This is a genomic window from Rhizobium sp. BIGb0125 (assembly GCF_024810055.1).
Lineage (GTDB): Bacteria > Pseudomonadota > Alphaproteobacteria > Rhizobiales > Rhizobiaceae > Agrobacterium.
Window position 1 is genome coordinate 209746 of record NZ_JANUDV010000004.1, and the last position, 22922, is coordinate 232667.

The 22922-nt window shown below is 52.6% G+C and carries 22 protein-coding genes; 12 read left to right on the forward strand and 10 right to left on the reverse strand.

The window, feature by feature from the left end; genetic code table 11:
* Positions 1-102: 102 nt before the first annotated feature.
* The 5 genes from M2418_RS12700 to M2418_RS12720 form a co-directional block, all read right to left on the reverse strand.
* On the reverse strand, positions 103-1383 hold the full coding sequence (locus M2418_RS12700; protein WP_250985294.1) for a D-tagatose-bisphosphate aldolase, class II, non-catalytic subunit: 1281 nt from the start codon (positions 1381-1383) through the stop codon (positions 103-105).
* The gene (locus M2418_RS12705) at positions 1383-2333 is read right to left on the reverse strand and encodes a sugar kinase (protein WP_259146923.1); all 951 of its coding nucleotides are present in this window, start codon (positions 2331-2333) and stop codon (positions 1383-1385) included. The genes M2418_RS12700 and M2418_RS12705 overlap by 1 nt, the downstream gene beginning before the upstream one ends.
* Before the next feature lie 21 nt (positions 2334-2354).
* Positions 2355-3317, reverse strand: a complete 963-nt coding sequence (locus M2418_RS12710) for an ABC transporter permease (RefSeq protein ID WP_259146925.1) — start codon at positions 3315-3317, stop codon at positions 2355-2357.
* The gene (locus M2418_RS12715; protein WP_259146927.1) at positions 3314-4828 is read right to left on the reverse strand and encodes a sugar ABC transporter ATP-binding protein; all 1515 of its coding nucleotides are present in this window, start codon (positions 4826-4828) and stop codon (positions 3314-3316) included. Before M2418_RS12715 ends, M2418_RS12710 begins: the two co-directional genes overlap by 4 nt.
* 145 nt (positions 4829-4973) lie before the next feature.
* A complete protein-coding gene (locus M2418_RS12720) occupies positions 4974-5864 on the reverse strand; it encodes a substrate-binding domain-containing protein (protein ID WP_259146929.1) in 891 nt (296 codons plus the stop codon).
* A 586-nt stretch (positions 5865-6450) separates the two neighbouring features.
* On the opposite strand from M2418_RS12720, the gene M2418_RS12725 reads away from it, so the two are divergent.
* From M2418_RS12725 to M2418_RS12735, 3 genes are all read left to right on the forward strand, one after another.
* Positions 6451-6771 (forward strand): PIN domain-containing protein, encoded by a 321-nt coding sequence (locus M2418_RS12725; protein ID WP_405049414.1) that lies wholly within the window; start codon positions 6451-6453, stop codon positions 6769-6771.
* A gap of 364 nt (positions 6772-7135) precedes the next feature.
* Positions 7136-8455 (forward strand): hypothetical protein, encoded by a 1320-nt coding sequence (locus tag M2418_RS12730; protein ID WP_259146931.1) that lies wholly within the window; start codon positions 7136-7138, stop codon positions 8453-8455.
* Positions 8452-9240, forward strand: coding sequence for a hypothetical protein (locus tag M2418_RS12735; protein WP_259146933.1), 789 nt, complete (start codon positions 8452-8454; stop codon positions 9238-9240). Before M2418_RS12730 ends, M2418_RS12735 begins: the two co-directional genes overlap by 4 nt.
* 381 nt (positions 9241-9621) lie before the next feature.
* Here M2418_RS12735 and M2418_RS12740 read toward each other — a convergent pair whose 3' ends face one another.
* A complete protein-coding gene (locus M2418_RS12740) occupies positions 9622-10071 on the reverse strand; it encodes a carboxymuconolactone decarboxylase family protein (RefSeq protein ID WP_250985300.1) in 450 nt (149 codons plus the stop codon).
* Between the two features lie 400 nt (positions 10072-10471).
* Between M2418_RS12740 and M2418_RS12745 the strand changes: the two genes are divergently transcribed.
* The 3 genes from M2418_RS12745 to M2418_RS12755 all read left to right on the forward strand — a co-directional run bounded on the left by M2418_RS12745 (position 10472) and on the right by M2418_RS12755 (position 13148).
* The gene (locus tag M2418_RS12745; protein ID WP_259146935.1) at positions 10472-11299 is read left to right on the forward strand and encodes an SDR family oxidoreductase; all 828 of its coding nucleotides are present in this window, start codon (positions 10472-10474) and stop codon (positions 11297-11299) included.
* Between the two features lie 325 nt (positions 11300-11624).
* Entirely contained in the window at positions 11625-12575 is a 951-nt protein-coding gene (locus M2418_RS12750; protein ID WP_405049415.1) for an MBL fold metallo-hydrolase, read from the forward strand.
* A 120-nt stretch (positions 12576-12695) separates the two neighbouring features.
* Positions 12696-13148: a Rid family hydrolase gene (locus M2418_RS12755; RefSeq protein WP_250985302.1), complete on the forward strand. Its 453-nt coding sequence runs from the start codon at positions 12696-12698 to the stop codon at positions 13146-13148.
* A 314-nt stretch (positions 13149-13462) separates the two neighbouring features.
* Here M2418_RS12755 and M2418_RS12760 read toward each other — a convergent pair whose 3' ends face one another.
* A complete protein-coding gene (locus M2418_RS12760) occupies positions 13463-13861 on the reverse strand; it encodes a response regulator transcription factor (RefSeq protein WP_259146938.1) in 399 nt (132 codons plus the stop codon).
* A gap of 97 nt (positions 13862-13958) precedes the next feature.
* The gene (locus tag M2418_RS12765) at positions 13959-15998 is read right to left on the reverse strand and encodes a PAS domain-containing protein (RefSeq protein ID WP_250985304.1); all 2040 of its coding nucleotides are present in this window, start codon (positions 15996-15998) and stop codon (positions 13959-13961) included.
* 401 nt (positions 15999-16399) lie between these two features.
* Between M2418_RS12765 and M2418_RS12770 the strand changes: the two genes are divergently transcribed.
* Positions 16400-16849 (forward strand): histidine kinase dimerization/phospho-acceptor domain-containing protein, encoded by a 450-nt coding sequence (locus M2418_RS12770; protein ID WP_259146941.1) that lies wholly within the window; start codon positions 16400-16402, stop codon positions 16847-16849.
* Between the two features lie 40 nt (positions 16850-16889).
* The gene (locus M2418_RS25765; RefSeq protein ID WP_352230595.1) at positions 16890-17063 is read left to right on the forward strand and encodes an ATP-binding protein; all 174 of its coding nucleotides are present in this window, start codon (positions 16890-16892) and stop codon (positions 17061-17063) included.
* 24 nt (positions 17064-17087) lie between these two features.
* Here the strand turns inward: M2418_RS25765 and M2418_RS12775 are convergent, their stop codons facing one another.
* Positions 17088-17990, reverse strand: coding sequence for a LysR family transcriptional regulator (locus M2418_RS12775; protein WP_310503202.1), 903 nt, complete (start codon positions 17988-17990; stop codon positions 17088-17090).
* Between the two features lie 99 nt (positions 17991-18089).
* On the opposite strand from M2418_RS12775, the gene M2418_RS12780 reads away from it, so the two are divergent.
* The 3 genes from M2418_RS12780 (at position 18090) to M2418_RS12790 (ending at position 21226) form a co-directional block, all read left to right on the forward strand.
* Positions 18090-18920: an SDR family oxidoreductase gene (locus M2418_RS12780; RefSeq protein ID WP_259146944.1), complete on the forward strand. Its 831-nt coding sequence runs from the start codon at positions 18090-18092 to the stop codon at positions 18918-18920.
* Positions 18921-19817: 897 nt separating this feature from the next.
* Entirely contained in the window at positions 19818-20714 is an 897-nt protein-coding gene (locus tag M2418_RS12785) for an alpha/beta fold hydrolase (protein ID WP_259147377.1), read from the forward strand.
* A gap of 98 nt (positions 20715-20812) precedes the next feature.
* On the forward strand, positions 20813-21226 hold the full coding sequence (locus M2418_RS12790; protein ID WP_250985308.1) for a cupin domain-containing protein: 414 nt from the start codon (positions 20813-20815) through the stop codon (positions 21224-21226).
* 59 nt (positions 21227-21285) lie between these two features.
* Here the strand turns inward: M2418_RS12790 and M2418_RS12795 are convergent, their stop codons facing one another.
* Positions 21286-21765: a carboxymuconolactone decarboxylase family protein gene (locus tag M2418_RS12795; protein ID WP_250985358.1), complete on the reverse strand. Its 480-nt coding sequence runs from the start codon at positions 21763-21765 to the stop codon at positions 21286-21288.
* A gap of 319 nt (positions 21766-22084) precedes the next feature.
* On the opposite strand from M2418_RS12795, the gene M2418_RS12800 reads away from it, so the two are divergent.
* Positions 22085-22858 carry an isochorismatase family cysteine hydrolase gene (locus M2418_RS12800; RefSeq protein ID WP_310503203.1) on the forward strand — a complete coding sequence of 258 codons (774 nt, stop codon included), beginning with the start codon at positions 22085-22087 and terminating at the stop codon, positions 22856-22858.
* Positions 22859-22922 lie beyond the last annotated feature (64 nt).

Genomic DNA, 22922 nt, shown 5'->3' on the forward strand with positions numbered 1-22922 from the left:
CGTCAATCCGGCATAAATCGATTGAATTTTTACATCTACCTCCCCGCAAGGGGACGATCAATCTGCCGGATTGATTTTACACGATAAGCTTTGTGCCGCTCCTTAAGAGCGGCATGCCTTGAAATAAATATCCAGAACGGCGTCAACTGCAGCAATGGAAAGGTCATGTGCGTAAGGGCGCACCTTGCCGTCGCGAACCCGTTCATAACTTCCCTGAAGGTACTGGCTGATAAGCGTCTCCGGAATTTCCACTCCATCAAGCAGAGCAAACAACGCATTGATTGCAGGAGTAATTTCAGGATTTGGCCAGTAATAACGAATGCGGTCGCTGTAGCTGAAGTGGCGCTGCAGACGCTGTTCGTCTGCTGTGCCGTGGTAGTATTTTTCCCAGTTTTTCGGATCTGCTGTCAGCACACGCTCGATAACCTCAATGAGGCTTTCCTTGCGCTTGCCAGGAAACAGAAATGCGGCGATGCGGTCTAGGCCGTAGAATGCTTCCCGCAGGGCGAAGGTAAGGCCGGGCCCCACCTTCAAAATGGCAAACCCGTCATTGACCAGCGAAGACAGTGCCTCCTGTGTCTGGTAGTCGGTGGAATGCGCTTCGAAGACAAAACCTGGCATGTCTGCAAGTGTCGCACTCAGGTCGCGGGCTGCCTCCGAAATATACGGAATGACATTGTGGTTGCCGAACTCGACACCCGGCTGCACGACCGCGCCAATGGCGCGTGAAAATGCCTCTTCCACGCCTGCATCGATAAATGCCTGACGATGAATGTTGACAGTTTCGAGTGCTGCCTGCGGTGAGGTGACCTCAAGCGTCTCCAATTCTTCCATGGCTCCGCCTGGAATTGGCACCTCTGTGCCGATTATGTAGACCGGTTTGATGCCGTTATCACCACTGATGGCAGCTTCAGCAACGGCCGCTAGGTTTGCGGCGCGTTCGGCAGTAATTGCATCTGGAAGGGCAACAGGTTCACCGGCGCAGCCCATGCTGGTGTCCAGATGAAGTTTGGTGAAGCCCGCCTTGGCAAAGGCTGCAATCATCACCCGTGCCTTTTCCATGGCCTCGGATGCAGCCAGGTTTTTCCATGGGTTAGGACCAAGGTGATCGCCACCTAGGATCAGTTTTTCCAATGGAAATCCAGTGTTTGCAGCAATCTTTTCGACAAAGGTGCGAAAATCTGCCGGTGTCATGCCCGTGTAACCACCATCCTGGTTGACCTGATTACAGGTCGCTTCAATCAGGAGGTAATTGCCATCTTTCAGTGCGTGCAGCATCGAAGCTTCGATAACCAGCGGGTGGGCCGAGCAGATGGATGGAATGCCGCGAGGACCGGTACGATCTTTCCACTTGGCGATATCGAGAAGTGGGTTCTGGCTCATTATGCTTGTTTCCTTGCCGTATTCGCTATGAAGTCTTCTAGCTCAGCCTGCGTGGAGGCGCCTTCCATTGGTCCTGTTTTGGTAACCGCACGGGCACCGGAGGCATTGGCCAGCGTGAGCGCTGCCGATGGTTCTTTCCCAGCCAGCCAGAAGGTGACGAATGTCGCACCAAAGCTGTCGCCAGCACCGGTTGGATCAACTTCCTTGACTTCAAAGCCGGGCTGCGAAATGGTCTGCTGTGCGTCGAAATAAGTCGCGCCTTTTTCACCGCGTTTCAGGACAATGGCCTTGATGCCGCTCGACAGAAGTTCCGCTACTGCCTCCTGTTCGGTTTTGGCATTGGCAAACAGGAACAGCTCTTCGCCGCTTGGCAGGAAGAGGTCAGTCTTTGACAGAACCGTTGTCAGTGCTTCACGCATGCCTGGGCTGCCCAGAATTTCAGGGCGGAGGTTTGGATCGAACGATACAGTTCCGCCCTTTGCCTTGATGCTCTCGATGGCTGCCAGAATGGTTTCAACCACGCTTGGAGCGTATAGGGCTGTGCCCATGACGTGCAGATGGGTGCATTCGTCCAGCAGAGCCCGCGTTTTGTCGTTGAGGCTGATCTGGCCACATGCGCTGTGGCGAATGTTGAACACGAATGCCCGGCTTCCGTCTTCACGGTAGCGCACAAAGGCGCTGCCTGTCGTGCCCTGCGGATCGACTTCGATACCCGAGATATCAACGCCGTCTGCCTCGAGGCGGTTGAGGTTTACATAACCAAAATCGTCTTCCCCGACGCGCGAAATAATGGCGCATTGCTGGCCAAGCTTGCCCACCTGATCAATGAAGATGGCAGGAGCACCGGAAGGGAAGGGGCCGATCAGCGGAACAGGCGCACGAAAGCCGTCTCCGCGATCTGTCGCGATGATTTCGACAAGGATTTCACCGATGGTCAGTATCTTGCTCATGTTATCGTCTTTTATGCGGGATTAGCGTTTTGCCTGCTTGGCGCGAACGTCGAGCCAGACAGCAATGAGGATGACCAGACCCTTGGCGATGAGCTGGTAGAAGTAAGGCACGGACAGCATGTTCATGCCGTTGTTCATCACACCGATGATCAAAGCACCAATCAGCGTGCCGACCATGGTTCCGACGCCGCCAGCAAGGCTGGTGCCGCCGAGAACCGCTGCAGCAATCGCATCGAGTTCAGCGCCTGTACCGGAGTTGGTCTGGGCTGATGACAGGCGGGACGACAGAAGAATGCCGGAGATCGCGGCCATGATGCCGGAGATCATGAAGATGGTGATCTTCATGCGATCAACTTTAATGCCGGAATAAAGCGCTGCTTCCTTGTTGCCGCCGATCAGATAAGCGCGGCGACCGAACGTCGTCTTGCTGAGCAGGATGTGGTTGAACAGGAAGAGTGCCACTACGATCCAGATAATGATCGGCAGACCGAGGAAACTGTCGGCGCCAATCGCCGTCCAGCTTTCATCCATGATCATTGCCGGCGCGCCATTGGTCGGCAGGCTGACGAGACCGCGATAGATGCCCATTGTCGCAACGGTTACAATGAAGGATGGCAGCAGCAGCTTGGCCGTCAGCGTGCCGTTGATCATGCCCATCATGGCGCCTGCAAACAGTGTCAGCAGAACGGCCGGGAAAAAACCGAAGCCGAAGGCAAAACACTGCGCGCCGACCATGCCGGCCACGGCAATGATAGAGCCAACAGACAGGTCGATTTCACCGAGCAGAATGACCCAGGTCATGCCAAAGGCCGCGATGGCGATAACTGCCACCTGCTGCAGGATGTTCATGAAGTTGGCAACCGACATGAACCGCTGATTATAAGAGGAAAAGACAACGCACAAAATGATGAGCGCGAGAAGAATGCCGCCATACTGCTTCATGATCTTCATAAAAGCGGCTGATACAGAATTGGTCTGGGTCATGATTGGTGCCCCGTCGCGAAGGTCATGATGGTTTCAGGATTAAGATCTGCGCCGCTGGCAGTTGCGATCATGCGGCCTTCGTTCATCACGACGACGCGATCGCTCATGCCCAGCACTTCCGGCAATTCCGATGAGATCAGCAGGATAGCTGTGCCCTCGGCCGCAAGCTGGCGAATAATCTTGTAGATTTCGAATTTGGCGCCGACATCGACGCCACGTGTTGGTTCGTCAAGGATCAGAACCTTAGGTTTGGTAAGCAACCACTTCGCGAGAACGATCTTCTGCTGGTTGCCACCGGAAAGAGAGCCCGCCGTTGTTTCCAGTGATGCGGTCTTGATGGAAAGGCGCGCCACTTCCGCATTGGCGGAACGGCGCTCTTCCTTCCGCCGCAGAAATCCGAACTTGCCCGCAAAGCTTTGCAGCGCGGCCATGCTGATATTGGATTCCACACTCTGGCTGAGAACCAGGCCTTCTTCCTTGCGGTTTTCAGTCACGAAACCGATGCCGTGTTCAATGGCCGAGACCGCCGAGTTGATCTTGACGGTTTCACCGTTCAGACGAACCGTGCCCGTCGAAAGTTTCATGCCGAAAAGCGCGTTCATGACCTCTGAGCGTCCGGATCCCACCAGGCCAAAGAAACCGAGAATTTCACCTGGACGCACGTCGAAATTGATGTTTTCGAATTCGTCTTCGCGACCCAGGCCTTCAACGGAAAGCATCGGAGCGACCGACGCTTCCGGAGCTGGGGTTTCGCGCTGCGGGTAAATCTCATCCATCGTGCGACCGACCATAAGTGCGATAAGTTCTTCGATGGTGGCCTCTTCACGCTGGCGCGTTGTGATATAACAGCCGTCGCGTACGACGGTGATATCGTCGCTCAGTCGCATGATTTCTTCCATGCGATGCGAAATATAGATGACGGCAACACCCTGTGCCTTAAGCCTCTCGACGATGCCAAACAGAATTTCAGCTTCACTGTCGCTCAGGGAGGAGGTCGGTTCATCGAGCACCACCACGCGGGCATCGATGCTGAGACCTTTGGCAATCTCGACGAGCTGTCTTTGCGCAATCGAAAGGTCGCCAACCTTGTCCGACACGTCGATCGGCAGGCCAAGCTCCTTCACGATGGCACGCGCTTTGGTTTCAAGTGCCCGGTCGTTGATGAAGCCAGCAAAAGCTGGCTCACGCGTCGCCAGAATGTTCTCAGCAACGGTGAGGTTGTTGCACAGGCTCAGTTCCTGAAACACGATGGTCAGGCCCAAACGTGCCGCATCCTGTGGGTTTGCGGGCTGGTAAGGCTGGTTGTCCAGACGAATGTCGCCGGAGCTCGGCTGGTAAACACCGGCCAAAATCTTCATCAGCGTTGATTTTCCTGCACCGTTTTCACCCAGCAGTGTATGCACACGGCCACGCCTGACGTTGAGCCGCATATCCTTCAGCGCCGTAACGGTGCCGAATGTTTTGGTGACATTGCTGATCTGGAGAACAGTGTCCGTGCCGACGTCTGCCATGCGGCGTCTCCTCAAACCTGTTACGTCTTCTTTTTTGTAATTGTATTCAACGGTCCCACGCAAAGGGAGATTGGGGGGAAGCGCGGGACCGCTGAATGGCGTGACCAATTGCCCTGAAGACAAGGGTCAGCCAGCCTTGGGAGGCTTACTTCTTGGTGTAAACACCAGGTACAATCGGCTGATCGGCAGGAACTTCCTCGCCAGCAATGACCTTGGCGGCTGTGTCTACAGCTGCCTTGCCCATCTGGTCAGGGAACTGCTGGATAACGCCGACCATGACTGGGTTGGAATCAACTGCCTTGCGGGCTTCTTCCATGCCGTCGAAGCCGATGACCTTGACCTGGCTTTCAAGGTTTGCAGCCTTTACGGCAACGGCAGCAGCGAGAGCCGCGTCGTCACCGAAACCGAAGATGCCATTGATGTCAGGGTTTGCCTGCAACATGTTCTGTGCAACAGCCAAGGCTTCAGCGCGCGTGATGCCGGTCTGGATCGATACGATCTTCATGTCCGGATGTTCAGCAATAGCCTTCTTGAAGCCTTCAACGCGATTCACAACCGACTGAACGGTTGGGTAGTCGATAATTGCGACGTTGCCCTTGTTGCCTAGTTCTTTCGCCATCAGTTCGCCAGCCTTGACACCACCGGTGTAGTTGTCGGTACCGATGTGCGAGGTAACTTTTGCATCCTTGGCAGGAACGTCAACTGTGATAACCTTGATGCCAGCCTTTTCAGCCTTGTTTATAGCGGCGAGTACGCCCTGGCTATCAACCGGCGAAATAACGATGACATCTACGCCCTTGACGATGAAGTCTTCAACGTCTGCAAGCTGCTTGCTGAGGTCCTGGTTGGCAATGGACACTTCCAGCGGAATATTCTTTGCCTTGGCCTCATCCTTCATCGCGTTTGCGAGATCGATGTAGAAGGGGTGCTGCTGCGTGAGAAGCGAAGCACCGATACCTTCCGCATGTGCGGAAACTGCTGCAACGGACAGCATGCCAAGTGCGAAAACAGACTTCAAAATACGATTGCGGATCATTCTTTCCTCCCGAAACGTTTTCGGCACGGGCCTGTTTTTGATTAGCGGCCGAAGTGGCAGACCCTCCCCGGTATCGACCGCAGCGGCATCAAGATCATATAATTTTACGCGCGTCAAATTTAAATTATGTGCGCGATAAATATTTATGTGGGTGCGTGTGAAGGCTCTCGACGGAAATTATGTTAATCCTATGTTTGCACATCAAATTGAACCTTGCGTTTTCCGCAAGTGTGAGCGGGTAAGATGACGGCTCCACATTAGATTCCTGAAGATAGTCGTGCGGAAATTTTGGGCACACGATATAGAATTGTGTGAAAATCGAACGGATCGACGCTTTATAGCGCCATCGTTTACATATCTAACGTTCGCGATAGACGTGATGGTCGTATAGCTCAACACTTTCGATGTTGGGCGCGTGCTCAGGTTGGCACGGTGCTCGAATGAAATCTCAAAAGCACTCGCCCTGCTCAATCGTGAAAAACCGCTTCCCGACACTGTTCCGATGACTAGAAGCTACATCGGATTTCGTGGTTGAACGTGATCAACCCGCGATGCAGGAGCGTGATGCTTTCTGATGCTGAAATAGATGCTCGATACCAATATCGGTATAAATACCATCAAGGACAAGCCAAACCAGGTTCAAGAAGCCTACGACCTCCATCACGGACCGCTGTGCATCAGCTCAGTCAGCTTGATGGACCTGATTTACGCGGCGGAAAAATCCGCGAATCGACGGGGCAATCTGATGGTCGTTGAAAGTTTTGCAGCACGGCTAGTGGTTTTGCCTTACGATGAGATCGCGGCCAGCCATACTGGTCAATTGCGTGCCGAGCTTGCTTGCGATGGAACGCCTATTAGGCTGTATGACCAACTGATCGCGGGGGGCATGCACGTTCTCGCGGATTGATCATGATGACAAATAACCGGCGCGAATTCGATCGCGTTCCTGGTTTGCGGATCGTGGAATGGGCTGGGTGAAGCCTTGCTAATGCTCGATGTGCGGTATTATCGCACGCTGACGACATTAAAGAAGTCCAGAAAGATTGGCGTGTTGCAAGTTCGGGTCCATCTCGGGCGATCGCTTGACAGGACTGACTGGCCGGGCAGTCCTTTAAATTCATGTGATCAACACCAATGGAGGCGCTAGCGCGCACTAAGAGCCGAAAATTTGTAGCTTAGTCCACGAGGGAAGGCTCATATTCCATCAGCCTTGAATTCGCCGAATTTTAAGTCAGTGTATAAGGAATACATTCCTTTTCCGGAGATTGGCCATGGCGCTTGGCGCATCGCATCGCTTGCAGGAAAGCCTGGAGGCGGTCGAAACGATGACACGCTTCGCCCTTGCTGTTCTTGCACTCGCTTCCGGCGTATACACCTATCTGGGTGTTCGCACCCTTCTGGACGGTTCGCCGACGGCAGTATTTTTTGCCGCCATCATCTATTCCGCCTCAGTATCCGTCGGCATCTATGCCTTCTGGTCCTACATGGCGCGATTCTTTCCACACATCACCGGCCGTTCGAGCCGCACTGCCATGCTTGCGGTGATGGCTTTGGGCTGCGTCATGATTTTGGCTATGTCGAGTTGGTTGAACGCCGCTGCTCTCGCAGGATCGGCGGCGCTTGAACAGCACCTGGCGGAAACACTCGAGGATTACACGGAAGATTTGGACCAGGCGCATCAGAATGCGCTGGCAGCACAGAGCCTTTTGCCAGACATTCAACGCGCTAAGGAGCGCTTCACCCAGCTTGCAGCATCCGAACGACAGTCGGGCGCACTGACCGGCACCACCGGGTCTGGCAGCGTCGTGTCACTTCTTTCACAGATGTCGTCGCAACTAAGCGAACTGGAAAACGGGATCAATGCCTCGCGGGAGCAGGTTTCAACCCTGTTTATCGAAGGCCAGAAACGCCTCGAGACAATGCGTGGTCTGGTCTCTGCACCCGGCATCGTAGAACCACGCGCCGACAAGTTCTCATCAGAAGTCGTGGCGCTGACCGGAGTCATTGCCTCGCTGGGGCAAACCTCGATTGCGCCATCTATCCGCCGTGCTGCCGACGACCTTTCGCTGGGTTTCATCGCTCCGATCCCAGACGGCGGCGAACAGGATCTGATCAGCCGCCAAGACCGCGTGATGGAGACGATCCGAACTTCAGTTGCGGCGCAATCCAAAGTGCTGTCGGAAGCCGCCGACGAGATTCTTTCGCGGGCTCCCGTGGCCGAACGGCGTTTCGTGCCGCTCTCATCGGCGGAAGCCGTTCTGCGTTATGCTTCGGATTTCATTCCCGCATGGGCAGGGGCCATTTCCATCGACCTGTTGCCAGGTGTCATGGTGTTCATTCTGGCCGTGGTGAATGGTGCAATTCGCAGACAAGTTGAGACGATGCCGCTTGCCGAACGGATCACCGTGGCTGAAATGATGCAGACACTGGCAATGCAGAAGGCCATCTCCGCCGAATCAATGTCGGCCAGGGAAGTGAAGTCGACAGAAGAAGTTATTGCAGAAACTGAAGGTAGCGCGGACGACACGGAGGTCAATAACATCACTAGTCTCGGCCTCAACAAGACGCCGCGCAAAGGTCCGGCGACATGAAACCATCATCCGCGCTTAAGGCCGTTATCAGCATGGACGATGGTTTATTGATGCGCGGCGCCTTCTACGTGCTGCTCGCGGCGGCGGCCGCCTTTCTGGTGATCGACCTCCGGGAGATCAGCACAGCCGAAGCGGCGCGACCGGCGCTTGAAGTAATGCCGAACCTGCCGACCTTTCTCCCCGCCACGACTGCGCCGGGAGCGCCTGGCTCGCCACCGGTACAACCCTCGAGCCCGGAAGAGGTCTTGCGCAAGCCGATGACGTTTAATCTAGTCTCCGGTGGGGTGCTCCGTGCCGAGGGCACCATCGACCCCGGCGCTGCTGATCGGTTTGCCAGTGAGGTGGAGGCTCGTGGCGAATATATCAAATTGGTCTCTTTGAACTCACCGGGAGGTTCGGTGGATGACGCTATTGCGATGTCCAAGCTGATCCGGGAGAGGAATATCGCCACGAAGGTTGCGGAAAAGGCGCTCTGCGCTTCCTCCTGTCCAATCATATTTGCCGGTGGCGTGGCAAGATCGGCCGAAAAGGATGCCGTAGTGGGCGTGCATCAGGTGTTCAATGGCAGCATCGAGCGCCCGTCGCCGGAGCAAGCGATGTCTAGCGCTCAGGCAACCACTGCGCGTGTCGCGCGACATCTCGACGAAATGGATATCGGCGCCGGTTTGTGGATCCATGCGCTGGAAACCCCGCCAAACCAGCTATATTATCTTACTCCCGCGGAGATGTCGAAATATCGCCTGACGACCGACGGAACCCATGTGGCTGTACCGAGCGCTGGCTGATGCTTTATCGAACATGTGTAAACCCGGTTTTCGATATGCGAATTCGGGGCAGTTTCCATCGAAGAGGCAAAAACGCTCCGCCAGCTCATCAGATGAGTCCGTCAGAGGGTCTACCTTAGCCAGCTCGTGTCGATTGGAGGAGGGCGCTGAATACTGGCTGTCGATGCTTGGCTTCGATTCAGACTGTTTCCGATGGTAATTTCGCGTCGAAACGGTTCGTTGACGCAAATTAAGAACTTTCGTCAGAACTGTGTTTTCTCCTCTCGATAAGGCACGACATACGGCTAGCCGCAAACAAACTCCCGTCGCCGTTGGGGCGTTCGGAGACTTCGGCCACGGCCTGTATGCTCAGCGGCATTGCCGTGCCTCATAAAGTGCGTGTTAGGAAGCTGACGCCGACACCGGAAGGCGGAAGGGAACACCCAACCGGTTAAATGCATTCATGGTGGCTATGGTTATTGTTAAGTCGACTAGGTCTTTCGGCTCGAATGCCGCAGATACTGCCGCATAGGCCTCATCTGAAACATGAGTTTCGCTGACGCGTGTCACTTCCTCGGCCCAAGCCAAAGCTGCTCGTTGCTGATCGGTGAAAATATGTGGAACCTCGTCCCAAACAGGTATGAGCGTAATCTTGTCGACCGACATAGTCTTACGTAGATCGCGAGCGTGCATATCAATGCAATGGGCGCAACCATTGATTTGGGATACTCGGAGGAAAACGAGGTGAATAAGCTCTTCGGGTAAACTCGTATTCTTCATAATGTAATTGTGAACGCCGAGCAAAGCCTTTGCGCCGTCTGGCGCGACTTCGTACCAGTTTAAACGAGCCATCGAAATGGTCCTTTCGTTTTTTGAATTTAACAGATCTCTCGTCACCGATACGCTTACGTGGTCGTGAAATATCTTGAAGATATCCGATGGTTTACTATGGCGAGCGGCTCACTTGATGTAGCGCCAATAGATGCGGATCTAGTTCGGCGCGTTTCTACATTCTTACCTGCCGCCATACCTCCGCGGTCGGCCAAGTCGACTTACCACGATGATAACGCCGCTGATTCCGTGTCAGACATAACAGACTTATAAACAGCCACGCGCCGCATCACAGACATACTCAAGTATGCGTAGAAGAAACTGAGCAAGCTGCGATAACGAGTTGCATTGTTAACACCCTAAGCACGATTGATTGGGTGATAGAGGGTGATTTTACCGCTGTCGTCGAAGGAGAACACACATGTCTAAAATCACAAGAGCTGTCGTCTTGGGTGGTAGCGGCATGATCGGATCACTCGTAGTCCAGCGCTTGAAATCCTTTGGTGTTGAGGTCGCAGCGGCGTCACGTCGTTCAGGAGTGGATACAGTAACAGGGGAAGGATTGGACGCCGTCTTGTCTGGAGCAGACATTGTAATTGACACATTAGATGTTCATTCTTTCGACGAAATCACCCTACGAGAGTTTTTCCTGGTTTCAGGTGAGAATGTTGCCAAAGCTGAACGTAAAGCGGGTGTTCGGCACCATGTCACACTGTCTATTGTCGGCGTTGAAAACCTTCTTGGAAATCCATACTACAAGGCAAAGTTTGCGCAGGAGAACTTAGCCCGGTCGTCTGGCGTTCCTTTCACAATCGTTCAGTCGACGCAGTTCTTTGAATTTTTGCCAACAATCGCAGGTGGTTTCACGAAAGGCGCGTTGGTCCGTCCACCGGATGCGATGCTTCAGCCAATCGCGGCGGACAATGTTGGCGGCATCATTGCCGAACTTGCATTAGGACAACCAAGTAACAGAACAGTACAGATAGCTGGTCCCGAACGTGCTGGTATTAGTTTGTGGCTTGAACGGGCATTTGCTGTCACGAATGACACACGTAACGTTGTTGTAGATGCGAACGCTACTTGGTTCGGAGCACCATTGCAGAAACTGTCGCTTGTTCCAGTGCGTTCTGATCGCACCGGTGCATCGTCATTTGATGAGTGGTCGAAAACCCGTGACGCACAGCGAATACTCGGCCTCGACCGTTACAAAAACGCTGCAGCGGATTTGGAAGCGCAAATCGTAAGCTAAAGCGACGAGATTACTGTTTCTAGAGCTGTCTCGCCAGTAGTCACAATTATTCGGTACGTGATACGGAATCTGCCGCTGTGCGGTCGTTCTCGGTAGTTTTTTGTGGTGGCGACCCAAATACCCGTTTAAATGCCGCTCCGAAGGCAGCCTCAAATCTCCTTTGGCAAGCTCTATTTCATCAAGAGATGGCCCTGTACCTAGCAGCAAGCATTACCTGCCTCACTGTAAACTTACGGATATCTCGACCGTCAGGAAAGTCGATTTTACTGTCCTGTTGTGGCCATTGAGACCACGGTGAAACACTCAGCGCACTTGGGAGCACATTATGTCGAACGTAGGTACGGCGGCTCAGCCAGAGACCAACATTGGTTTGCATAACAAAGATCGTGTAAGCCGAATGCTGGATGAACTTGTTCCTTCACGTTACGCGGTGAACGTCGGAGACATTGAAGTCATTGTGATCAGTGACGGAGTGCTGACGCCACCGGCAGAATCGATGGCCACCAATGCAAATCCCGAAAGCCGCGATACGTGGCTTGACGAGAGGTTTCTTTCAAACGATGCGTTTGACTGGGCGCTGAATGCTGTTGTGGTACGATGCGGGTCCCAAACGATACTCATCGACAGTGGATTGGGAGAGCAATATCCCGACTTTCCGCGTGCAGGCCTGTTCGTCAATCGCTTGAAGGCAGCTGGAGTTGATCTGGCATCTGTGACCGATATCGTATTAACGCACCTGCATTTTGATCATGTTGGTGGGCTTCTGGTGGACGGGGTGAAGGAATGTCTTCGCTCCGATCTTCGAGTACACGTTTCGGCGGCCGAGGTGGAATTCTGGAAATCGCCAGATTTCTCACGCACCGCAATGCCGCCAGAACTTGCAGGTTTGGCTCGCCGTGCTTCCCTCGAATTCCTTGACATGTATCGTAGCAGCATCCAGAGCTTTGAGACGAATTCGGACGTTGCTCCAGGCGTAACGATCACTCGTACCGGCGGGCATACTCCCGGACATAGCGTCGTGCGTGTTACCTCTGGTGAGGCGCGTCTGATGTTCGCCGGAGATGCCATTTTCCCCGTGTCATTTGATCACCCTGAATGGCACAATGGTTTTGAGCATGATCCCGATGAGGCGACCAAGGTGAGGATTCGCCTTATGCGAGAATTAGCCGAGAGTGGTTCATGGCTTGTCTCTACACATTTGCCGTTCCCTTCTGTCGGACGCGTCGCAGTTGCGGGCGACGTATTCCGTTATGTTCCTGTGTGGTGGGATTACTGAACTTTCGTGTCGGAGGATCTCGTCTCCTGCGACATAGTCTCCGAGGCTAACATCGAGACGATGTTGGCACATGGAATTTATAATCCTTCAATGTAGCTTCCGCAGATCAGAGAGTTAGCAATGGCGAATATCGGAAATCGAGGCGTTGAGGTGGCAAACCATGGAGTGGCGTGGGAAAAGGCATTTGGATATGCCCAAGCGGTCAAGGTGAAGGATACTATCTACATATCCGGCCAATTAAGCCATGATGCAGCTGGCAACCTTGTCGCGCCTGCTGATGTCGACGAATTTGGGAGGCCAGTTTCTTATGATGCGATGGAGCCGCAAATCAGGCAAACCTACGAAAACGCGCGGCTTCTTTTGGAGCGTTTTGGTGCCTCGTTTGAGGATGTTGTTGAGGAAACGCTCTACGTACTTGACGTGGACGCCGCTTTCCCAGCCGCGGCAAGTGTTCGTAAGGAAATATATTGCTCTGAAGTCCCGCAGCTTGCCAGCAATTTGATCGGCGTTAGTCGGCTAGCGTTTCCGCAGCAACTAGTGGAAGTAACATTCCGTGCAGTCGTTGATCGCTAAGCCTTGGATTGCTTGATATCTACCTGAAGCCTAAAACTAGGCAGCCAGAGATATATTCGAGCGAACGAGAGCTTTCAAACACCTTTCCAGCTTGACGAGCTTACTGGAGGGGAGCAAATTTCCTGTCAACTCATATTGGCCAGTTTTTAGTATCACCGAGATTATGGGGTGGTTGCGGGCAGATACGTCTTGGAATCCAAAGCCGGTTACGTCTAGCATTGCAGTGATTACTCCGACGATAGCGGGAATTTCTGTCGAGAGGTCAGGTAATTTGGTGCTTGGGATGTCTTGGCTGAGGACTTCAATTGCACGAGCTAACTGAGGCCCGTTCCTGCTAAACAGTCTGAAATCGTCGATAGTAGAGTGATGCTATCGAATGGCTTCCTAAGAATCCTCATGTCGCTTTCCGGAGGCAAGTTCTCGATCAATTCGTATCGTCCGGTGATCAGTATGACGGGTAACTGAGGGTGCTCGCGGCTGAGTATTTCTCGCAGTTCAAATCCGTTGACTTCCGGCATTCCGATATCAGTGATCACGCAGTTTATACTATCTAGGTTGTTGCTGGCGAGCAGACCGTTGGCGCTTTGGAACGATAAAACGTCATAACCTACTGATTCTAAAAGCTGTTGCAACCCATTCAGGACACGGGGATCATCATCGACAACACCGATGAGGTGGGCTTGCTCGCGCATGCTGTTCTCTTGTACTACCATGACGTGTCCTTCAAGGCACATTAGCACATTAAAGAAATATGGAATTCAGCAACCCTTAGGAAGCGGCTTCGACCGCAACTAAAAACGATGTTAGTTGTTAGTTTGGCCTAACCTGTACTGTTTCGTGGTCGCACTTGGCAATAGGCAGTGAAAAACCGAAAACCGTTCCATTTGGTAGATTAGGTTTATGCCAAAGCTCGCCGTCATGAGCTTCGATGATAGATTCACAAATTGCCAATCCCATTCCCATGCCGCGTTCCTTAGTGCTGAAAAACGCTTGTGTAACTCTCTCGCCGACAGGTAGGCCGACACCTTCGTCTATTACCTCTATAACGATTTTATTATCATGAAGGTTGCTTCGAACCATGATTGGTGTGGCTTTCAAACTTGTCGCATCAACAGCTTCAAGAGCATTTCGAATAAGGTTGACAAGTACCTGTTGGATTTGCACCCGGTCCATTGCGACAGGAGGAAGCTCCGTATTCAAATCTGCTTTTATGCCGATCCGACTACCTACCGCACTCAACCCAACTATTCTGGTTACCTCTTCGATGAGGAAGTTTGGGCTTTCCACCACCCGCTCTCTTGGGGTCCGGCGAAAAAGTGCGCGAATACTGCTGACGATTTCAGCAGCATCCTTGGCATTGTCCGCCATCGCGTCAGCCGAAGACAATGCTCTTTCGTGGTTTGGGGGAACGCGTGAAAGCCATCGGCGGCAAGCGTCGGCATTAGAGAGCACGGCTGTAAGAGGTTGATTGATCTCATGTGCAATTGAGGCTGCAAGTTCGGACAGGCTGGCGGCTCTCGATGCTTCACCTAGTTTTTCCTCCATGTACCGCAACGTGTCGTGAGATCGTACTTCGTCGTCGACATCGATCAGGAAGCCGTACTGGCGCAATCCCGTTTCATCAGTCAACCCTGCGTAACGTCCTTCCACCCATCGATATACCCCATCGGCTCTTAAAAGACGAAAGCGCATCATGACAACGCTGTCATGTCCTGGGCTTTTTTCGTAAAGCGTGGCGAGGGTAGGGAGGTCATCTAGGTGAACGAGTGCTGCCATTGCTTGTGTCGCCTCGATCCCGCGAAAATCGTGGCCCGTATCTGGAGCGATCCCGGTAAATTCGAGCAGGTGCCTATTGAAGTATGTGATGCCCTTCTCGTTACCCACGGTCCAGATCATCATCGGTATAGCATCGACAAGAAGCCTTAGTTCTTGCTCGCGATAGCGGATGTCGTCCTCTTCTCGTTTTAGGTCATCAATGTCGATTGCAACACCGTACCATTGGACAGGATTTCCGTCAGCATCACGTAACAGTTCGCCTCGTTGCTCTGTCCAGCGGTATGTACCGTCATTACGACGCATACGATACCTTCCGGAGAGGGGCTCACCGGTTGCTAAGCTGTGATTTATAAGGTCTTCTGCAAGACCAGCATCGTCGGGGTGGATGAGGCCAGGATTCGCTCTGCTAACCCGACGATCCTCAAACGGTATGTCATCCAACTGACACCCAAAGAAATCCTGTAGCCGCTTGCTGAAATGTGTAACGTGACCGTTCTGGTCGCAGCACCAGATGTTAACAGGCAAAGCGTCAATTAAAACCTGCAGTTCTCGCTCGCGCTTTCGAAGCGCGAGTTCTGCAACTTTCTGGTCTTCGATGTCGATTTGGGTGCCGTACCACGCGATAATGTTGCCGTTTTGATCCCGTGAGGGATGTACTGCTAGGCGGTGCCACAAATAGATACCGTCGTGCCGCCTTAAGCGATACTCATAGGTTGCAGGCATTCCGGTCTTTAGCGTGGTTCCCCAATGATCCAACGTACCTTGTAGGTCGTCTGGGTGGATTATTTCCGACAGCATCTCCGCGTAAGCGTCATGAAACCGATCCGGATGATGTCCGCTCATTTTTATGAAACTTTCCTCAAGTCCGTAGTATCGCAGCGCAGGAGGGCTAACGTAGATGAACTTGCCTTCAGGATCGTTGGACCAACCGTGTCCTGGCATTCCTTCAACTATGGCACGGGCATGCTTATCGATTTTGCGTTCGCGCCTGTTCGACCAAACTCTCCAAAAGTAACCGCAGGTAAATCCGATTGTGAGCGCTGAAAAAGCAGTCAGCACGATAGGCGTAGGCATTCGCACGTCCCAAGAGCGATGGAGATCGCCGACGATATCGCGAGCTAGTGAGTTAGTCACGTTTATAATCGTTTGTTTTGCCGAACACCCATGCATCTTAGGTCGACTGAACACTTTATGTGCTTCGCTTTTGGCGCATGCCGTCGATACTCAAGAAACAAGCGCCGAATGCTGCCACTTGAAGCAACCCGCCCGCCATCGCTACATTTTTTCAGACATGCAAAAATTGATTTTGATCTGAGAAGTCGCTGTGAAAGACAATTGCTGTGAAGAGCCTGAACAGCGAAAGTTCTAAGCCGATAATGCGAGTCTGATAACCGACTGCGAGGGCCAAACCGCGAAGTCTGAGCGAATGGAAGGCTTCGATCAGCGACCTAGAACGTGTCGCGAGAATAGTTACAATGGCCGAAGTCTCCGCGTCTATCACCCACGAACTCAGCCAACCTTTGGCTGCTATGTCTGCAAATGCCGATGCATGTTGCAGGTGGCTTTCTGCCAACCCTCCTACAATCGAGAGAGCAAGGCTGAGTGCCGAAAACGTCCACCGCGATGCGCAAATGTCGTCCGAAATAGTAAAAGGGATGCGCTCGATGTTTCAACTCGGCGAGCAAGAACGGGCTCACGCTAACGTAAATGCAATTATTCGCGATATTTGCCAGCTGCTCACCGGTGAGGAGTTGTCGCGAAGTGCGATCATCGTCCAAAATCTCGATAAAAGCGAACCCCATGCGGTAGCGGATCCGGTCCAAATTCGGCAGGTATTGATGAATTTGTTTCGCAATGCCTTTGAGGCAGGGATCGAGAGTGATGTCGAGAGACAGGTAATTCGGGCGACCTCCGAATGTACCTAGGACACAATCAGTATTGCAGTAGAAGACGAAGCGGGCGGAATTGACGATTTGTCACGGCTGTTCGACACGTTTTACACAACGAAACAACAGGGTACTGAGCAGCGGTCTTGCCATCTGCCGCACCATTGTCGAGAAGCATGGGGGAAGCGTATCAGTAGACAAGACAGAGCGTGGCGCGAAGGTTTCGTTCACATTGCCGAGACAATCGAGGTGAAGAGACCCATCTTGATACAGGTTCTTATTCTTGATGCTGTCTGCGCCAGGTTATGGTGTGATCTATGAAGGCACGTAACGCTGCAGATGGAAGTTTTCGACTGGGATAAAAAAGAGCGATACCAGGATACGGCGGCGTCCACTCGGGCAACAGCTGAAGAAGATCACCGCGATCTATATCGTCGCGAACTGACCGGAGAGCGACGTAGGCGATTCCAGCGTGTTGGCGTGCAGCCAGAACGCTGAGTTCGGTACTGCCAGCGATCAAGCGGCCTTTGACATCAACCGAGATCGACTCTCCGTTCTTCTCCAGTTCCCAGGTCACTAGTGACCCGCTAGGAAGACGGGCTCTGACACATTCATGCTGCAAAAGATCGCCGGGGGACATTGGAGTTGTCTTACCCCGCAGATAATTGGGTGAGGCGACAAGGACGAACGATTCAGTCTGACCCAAGGATATACTGATCATATCTTTAGGCACGATCTCCTGAAGACGAAGTCCGGCATCAAAGCCGTCGGCTACGATATCAACCAGTCTTCCATCGGTAACGAGATCGACCTTTATATCGGGATAAGTACGGAGGAAATCGACAACGAGCGGCAGAACCCGCTCCGCGCCTCCCTCCGAGGTGTTCAGCCGGATCGTTCCTGAAGGAGTAACTCTCAAATGGTCGACAGCCTCCAAGGCCGCATCAATTTCGTTGAGGGCAGGGCGCACCCGTTCGAGTAATGCCTGACCTGCTTCGGTCACTGAGACACTCCGGGTTGTACGGTTGAACAGCCGAATGCCGAGGCGTTTTTCCACGTTTGCGACCTGATGGCTTAGCGAAGAAACAGACACTTCTAGCTCTTTAGCGGTACCTCGGAAGCTCCCAGTCCTGGCAAGTACAGAGAGCGCTCTCAAATCGGCAAGGGACATTCCTGACATTGTTCGAATTCTCTCAATGGCTCATGCGACATTGTCCTGCTTATAGCATCAAAAGGATTTCGCTAAAATGGTCGACGTAATAACGAAATGGAGATTAAAATGACCAAGACAGTTCTTATCACTGGTTGCTCCTCGGGTTTTGGTGCTGCCGCTGCATGTTTGTTTGCTGACAATGGGTGGAATGTTGTCGCGACAATGAGAACGCCAGCCGCAGCATGTGGAGACTATCCTAACGTGCTTGTGACGAAACTCGATGTTCAGAATCGTGACAGCATAACGTCCGCCGTGTCCGAGGGCATAAAGAGGTTCGGTCAGATTGACGTTGTCGTGAACAATGCTGGTTATGGATTGTTTGGCGTATTTGAAGGTACGTCGAGAGAGAAAGTTCAGGAACAGTTTGACGTAAACGTCTTCGGCATGATGGACGTTATTAGGGAGACGCTCCCACACTTCCGCGCGAACCGATCCGGCCTCTACATTAACGTAAGTTCTGGGGCAGGGGTTTTCGGTTTGCCGATGATCTCTTTGTACAACGCATCAAAATTTGCCTTGGAAGGGTTTTCAGAATCTCTTTCTTACGAACTGGCATCGTTGGGTATAGGTGTGAAAATCGTTGAACCAGGTGGTGTTCTTGAGACGAAGTTCGGTCAGCGTAGTGGGCAGGAATTCTCGTCAACAACTACGCCGCCCGACTATGAACTCTTTATCACCGGTGCGGCTGCTGTGTTTGACGAACTTCGCCAAGCTCGCGGTTTGGCCACGAGCGAAGACGTTGCAAAGGTAATTTTCGAAGCTGCAACTGACGGCACCAACCAGCTCAGATATGTGGCAACCGAGGATATCAAGCCACTGATCGACAAGCGACGCGAAAGCTCGGAGGCCGAGTACATGGCGTTCATGCGTGAACGTATGACGCCAAAACCCGCATGATTTGCTTGAGTCGGGTGCGCCCAACTGTTCACTCATTTGGAATTGTAGATGAACACCTTTGGTACAACACCTTATGATTGTCTCCCTGCGGCATTCGGGGAATGCTTTTTTCGAATGGCCGCAGGCCACTTCCCTGCTGATTGCGAGATACGGTTGGGAAGCGCTCGCCACCGAGGCGAACGCCACAGATAGACTGACCACACTTCAGTCGACGTGTGAGCAGGGTAAACAGACCATTGCGCGTAACGGTCAGTCATTAAGCGCTCTCCGTCAACCCGTGTCGAAACGGCTCACTACTTTTTCGCGATATACAACGCACGGCGTCCCTATGTAGGTGTCTTTTGGCGACGGTCGGCAATTTGTTCCGCATTGACGGGTCGATTGCGATACCAGTCAAGCCCTGCGGTCTGCCGCCTCACATGGGATAAGGTGCGGCGATGATGATGCGCTATGCCGTACAGGATGAGACACAAAGCGGGCAGTTGGTCGATGTCTTCACCAAATTGAGCGTGGCATCCTCCACATTCAACGTCGTCCATGCGTTTGGATCAATGGTTTCTGCAAGATTCCGACGCTTCTCCAAGTTCATAGCCGCAGGAACAGTAGCCATCTCTGGGCTGTAGAGGCGCGCATTGCGGCTGCCCGGGAGTAAACCAGCGTATATCTGGCGTTTCACCAACGCCTTCGCCGTATTGTTGCTAGCGAGAAACTCGAACCGAACCAGCGTTCACAATTCAGATTGATGAAGCGTCGGGCAGGGTTGTTCGCAAGCGCAGCTCGAAAGGCGATGATATGAAACGACGAGCTTTCGTAATTGGCTTTGCAGCAATTTCCAGCCTGAAGACATCAGCGTTATCAGGTGAAGTGTTTGGAAAAACTCAAAACAACGAGGTCGAAATGTTCGACGTAATTAAGCAAATTGATGCCGGTGTACTTAACGTCGGATATTATGAAGGGGGGGCGCAAGCATCACCAACTGTCGTTCTCTTGCATGGATTTCCGTATGACGTGCAAAGCTATCGTGAGGTAGCACCAGAATTGGTAAGGCAGGGATATAGAGTTATTGTCCCGCACCTCAGAGGGCACGGAACCACGTCTTTTCTTGATACCTCAACACCACGATCAGGCCAACAAGCGGCTATTGGTGCGGACCTTATTCATTTGCTTGATGCCCTTTCAATAGATCGGGCAATTTTCGCTGGGTACGACTGGGGTGGTCGCGCTGCATGTGTCGCTGCCGCCCTGTGGCCGGAACGTTGTAGCGGGCTGGTTTCTGTCAATGGCTACCTGATTCAGAACATATCGAAGGCAATTGAACCACTTTCCGCGAAGGTAGAGCGTGGATATTGGTATCAGTTCTATTTTCAGACCGAGCGTGGGCGAAGGGGTCTTGAACGAAACAGGGCTGAAATCGCGAACATCATGTGGCGGGAGAACTCTCCTACATGGCGGTTCACAAACGAGACATTCGAACGCAGCGCTACATCTTTCAATAATGCCGACTACGTCGACGTTGTGATCCATTCTTACCGCCACCGTCTCGGCGGTGCGGCCGGATACGAGTTGTACGAAGACATTGAGGTTCGCCTCGCGAAGCAGCCACCAATAACAGTCCCGACGGTGACCCTTGATGGAGGTGCTGACGGGGTAGTTGCTGCAACGGATGGAACTGCATCAGCTGCGAAGTTTTTGGCAAAGCGAGTACATCACGTAGTTCCTGGTGTTGGACACAATCTTCCTCAAGAAGCGCCAGAAGACTTTGTCGATGCCGTATTGGAAGTGGCTGCTCTCTGACACGTAGGAACCGCAAACCATCGTATATCTCTTCATCTAGTGCGAGCATCAATAGCTTAAGCCCATGCCGCTGTTGGCTATGATAGGAGAAAGAGATCATGTTCAAGGCAATTATCGCCGCTGGGATTGTCGTCAGCGCATTAGTGACGCCGACGTTAGCCGCACAGAAAGCGCACAATGCGAAGGTGTCTGTTGTTTTCGATCAGAAGCTTCCAAACGTACCTGGAAAGAGCCTGCGCGGAGTGCTCGTTGAATACGGTCCAGGTGGTTACAATCCGTCGCACACGCACGCGCGGAGCGCTTTTATCTACGCTACGGTGATTGAAGGCGAGGTTAAGAGCAAAATCAACGGTGGCGAGGAGAAGGTTTTCAAAACTGGTGAAAACTGGATCGAACTACCCGGGGATCATCATCAAGTCAGTGCCAACGCCAGCACCACTAAACCTGCTAAAATCTTGGCAGTCTTTGTCGTCGATACCGGCGACACCGAATTAACTACGCCTGATCCTTGACCAAACGGTATCCGATCAAGGCGCGCCAGATGCTGGCGCGCCAAATAGCAGGAAGACGACTAGTACAAGTTTGCCTTATCAAGACCGTACAGTTTGTCTGCCGACCCAGGGATAGTTTTGAAAGCAATGCCTGCACGGTTCCATGCGTTGATGAGCATAATAACGAACGTCAGGTCTGAGATTTCCGCTTCTGAAAACAAGGTTTTCATTAAAGCAAACTGTTCGTCGGATACACCGTCAGCTGGCAACCTTGTAAGGACTTCAGTCCACCCCAACACTGCTCTCTCGCGCTCGTCAAATAATTTGGATTCCTTCCAGGCCGCAACGTGATGCAGCCTGAGTTCACTTTCACCTGAAATTCTCGCTTCCTTTATGTGCATGTCGAGGCAGAAAGCGCAGCCATTGATTTGAGACGCGCGTATTTCCGCGAGATGCGTCAACCGTTTGTCCAGCGAACCACGCTTCGCTGCAAAAGTCGCTTCGCCAAGCTTTTTAATAGTTTCAGGCGAATGTTGACCGTAGTTCAGTCGCTCCGAGATCATGTCGTAACCCTTTCCACTCGATGTTTAATCGCATCAAATAACGGCTACGAAATATGTGGGAGGGCGCAAAGATATCTTCAGGTATACGCTTTGGTCTGAAAATGCATTGTGAAAAAAATATTCGAAGGCCAAGAGATATAGCGACGATCCGTGTATCTAGTTCGGTGTCGTCGAAGTCTGAAATACCTCTGTATACTTGTTCGTATTCTCCAATCCATCAATCTTACGGGAACTGGATGTTCCCGCATCGCGCGATCTTACAGATGGAGAAACTGCAATGTGCAAAACCTGCGAAGTAACAAGCAGACGGTCATTCTTGACCAAAATCGTTGGTGCCGCTGCCGTGGGAATCGTAGCCACCGGTGTTGGGCAAAATGCTAATTCAGCCGACCTGAGTGCTTACAACGATCCGACCGATCCCTCTCTTCCGAAGCCTGGTATGAAACTGGACGTCTCGCGAGCCGCATTGGTGGTGATCGATCCGCAGGTTGACTTCATGAGTCCACGAAGTCCGGCATGGCCCGTCGTGGGCGAAAGCGTGACCGAGCATAACGTGGTTCCGAACCTCGTGAAACTTTTCAAAGCCACAAAAGCGGCTAGCATGCCGGTGGTGATTTCGCCTCACTATTACTATCCACATGATCATCGCTGGGAAGTGCAGGGACCACTCGAAATCCTGCAACACAAACTTGGAATGTTCGACAGAAACGGGCCTTTGACCCTTGATGGTTTCAAAGGTTCCGGTGCGGAGTGGATGCCGGAATTCGTCGAGTACATCGAAGACGGCGAAACGGTGGTTTGCTCGCCGCATAAACTCTACGGTCCCCAAGCGAATGATCTCGTTCTCCAACTTGGAAAACGCGGAGTGAACCAAGTCATTCTAGCCGGGATGGCGGCGAACCTCTGTGTTGAGTCTCACCTTCGCCACCTCTTGGAGCAAGGTTTCGAGGTTGCTGTTGTACGTGACGCCATCGCAGCAGCGAAGTTCCCAGAAGGCGACGGCTATCTCGCTGCGTTGATAAACTTCCGGTTCATAGCGAATGGTCTCTGGACGACGGATGAAGCTCTCTCGTCGATGCAGGCCGGATAACTCTCGTTCGTGCTCAGATAACTGCGTCTTGAACGGTGAACTAACTGTTCACAATTCACCCCTC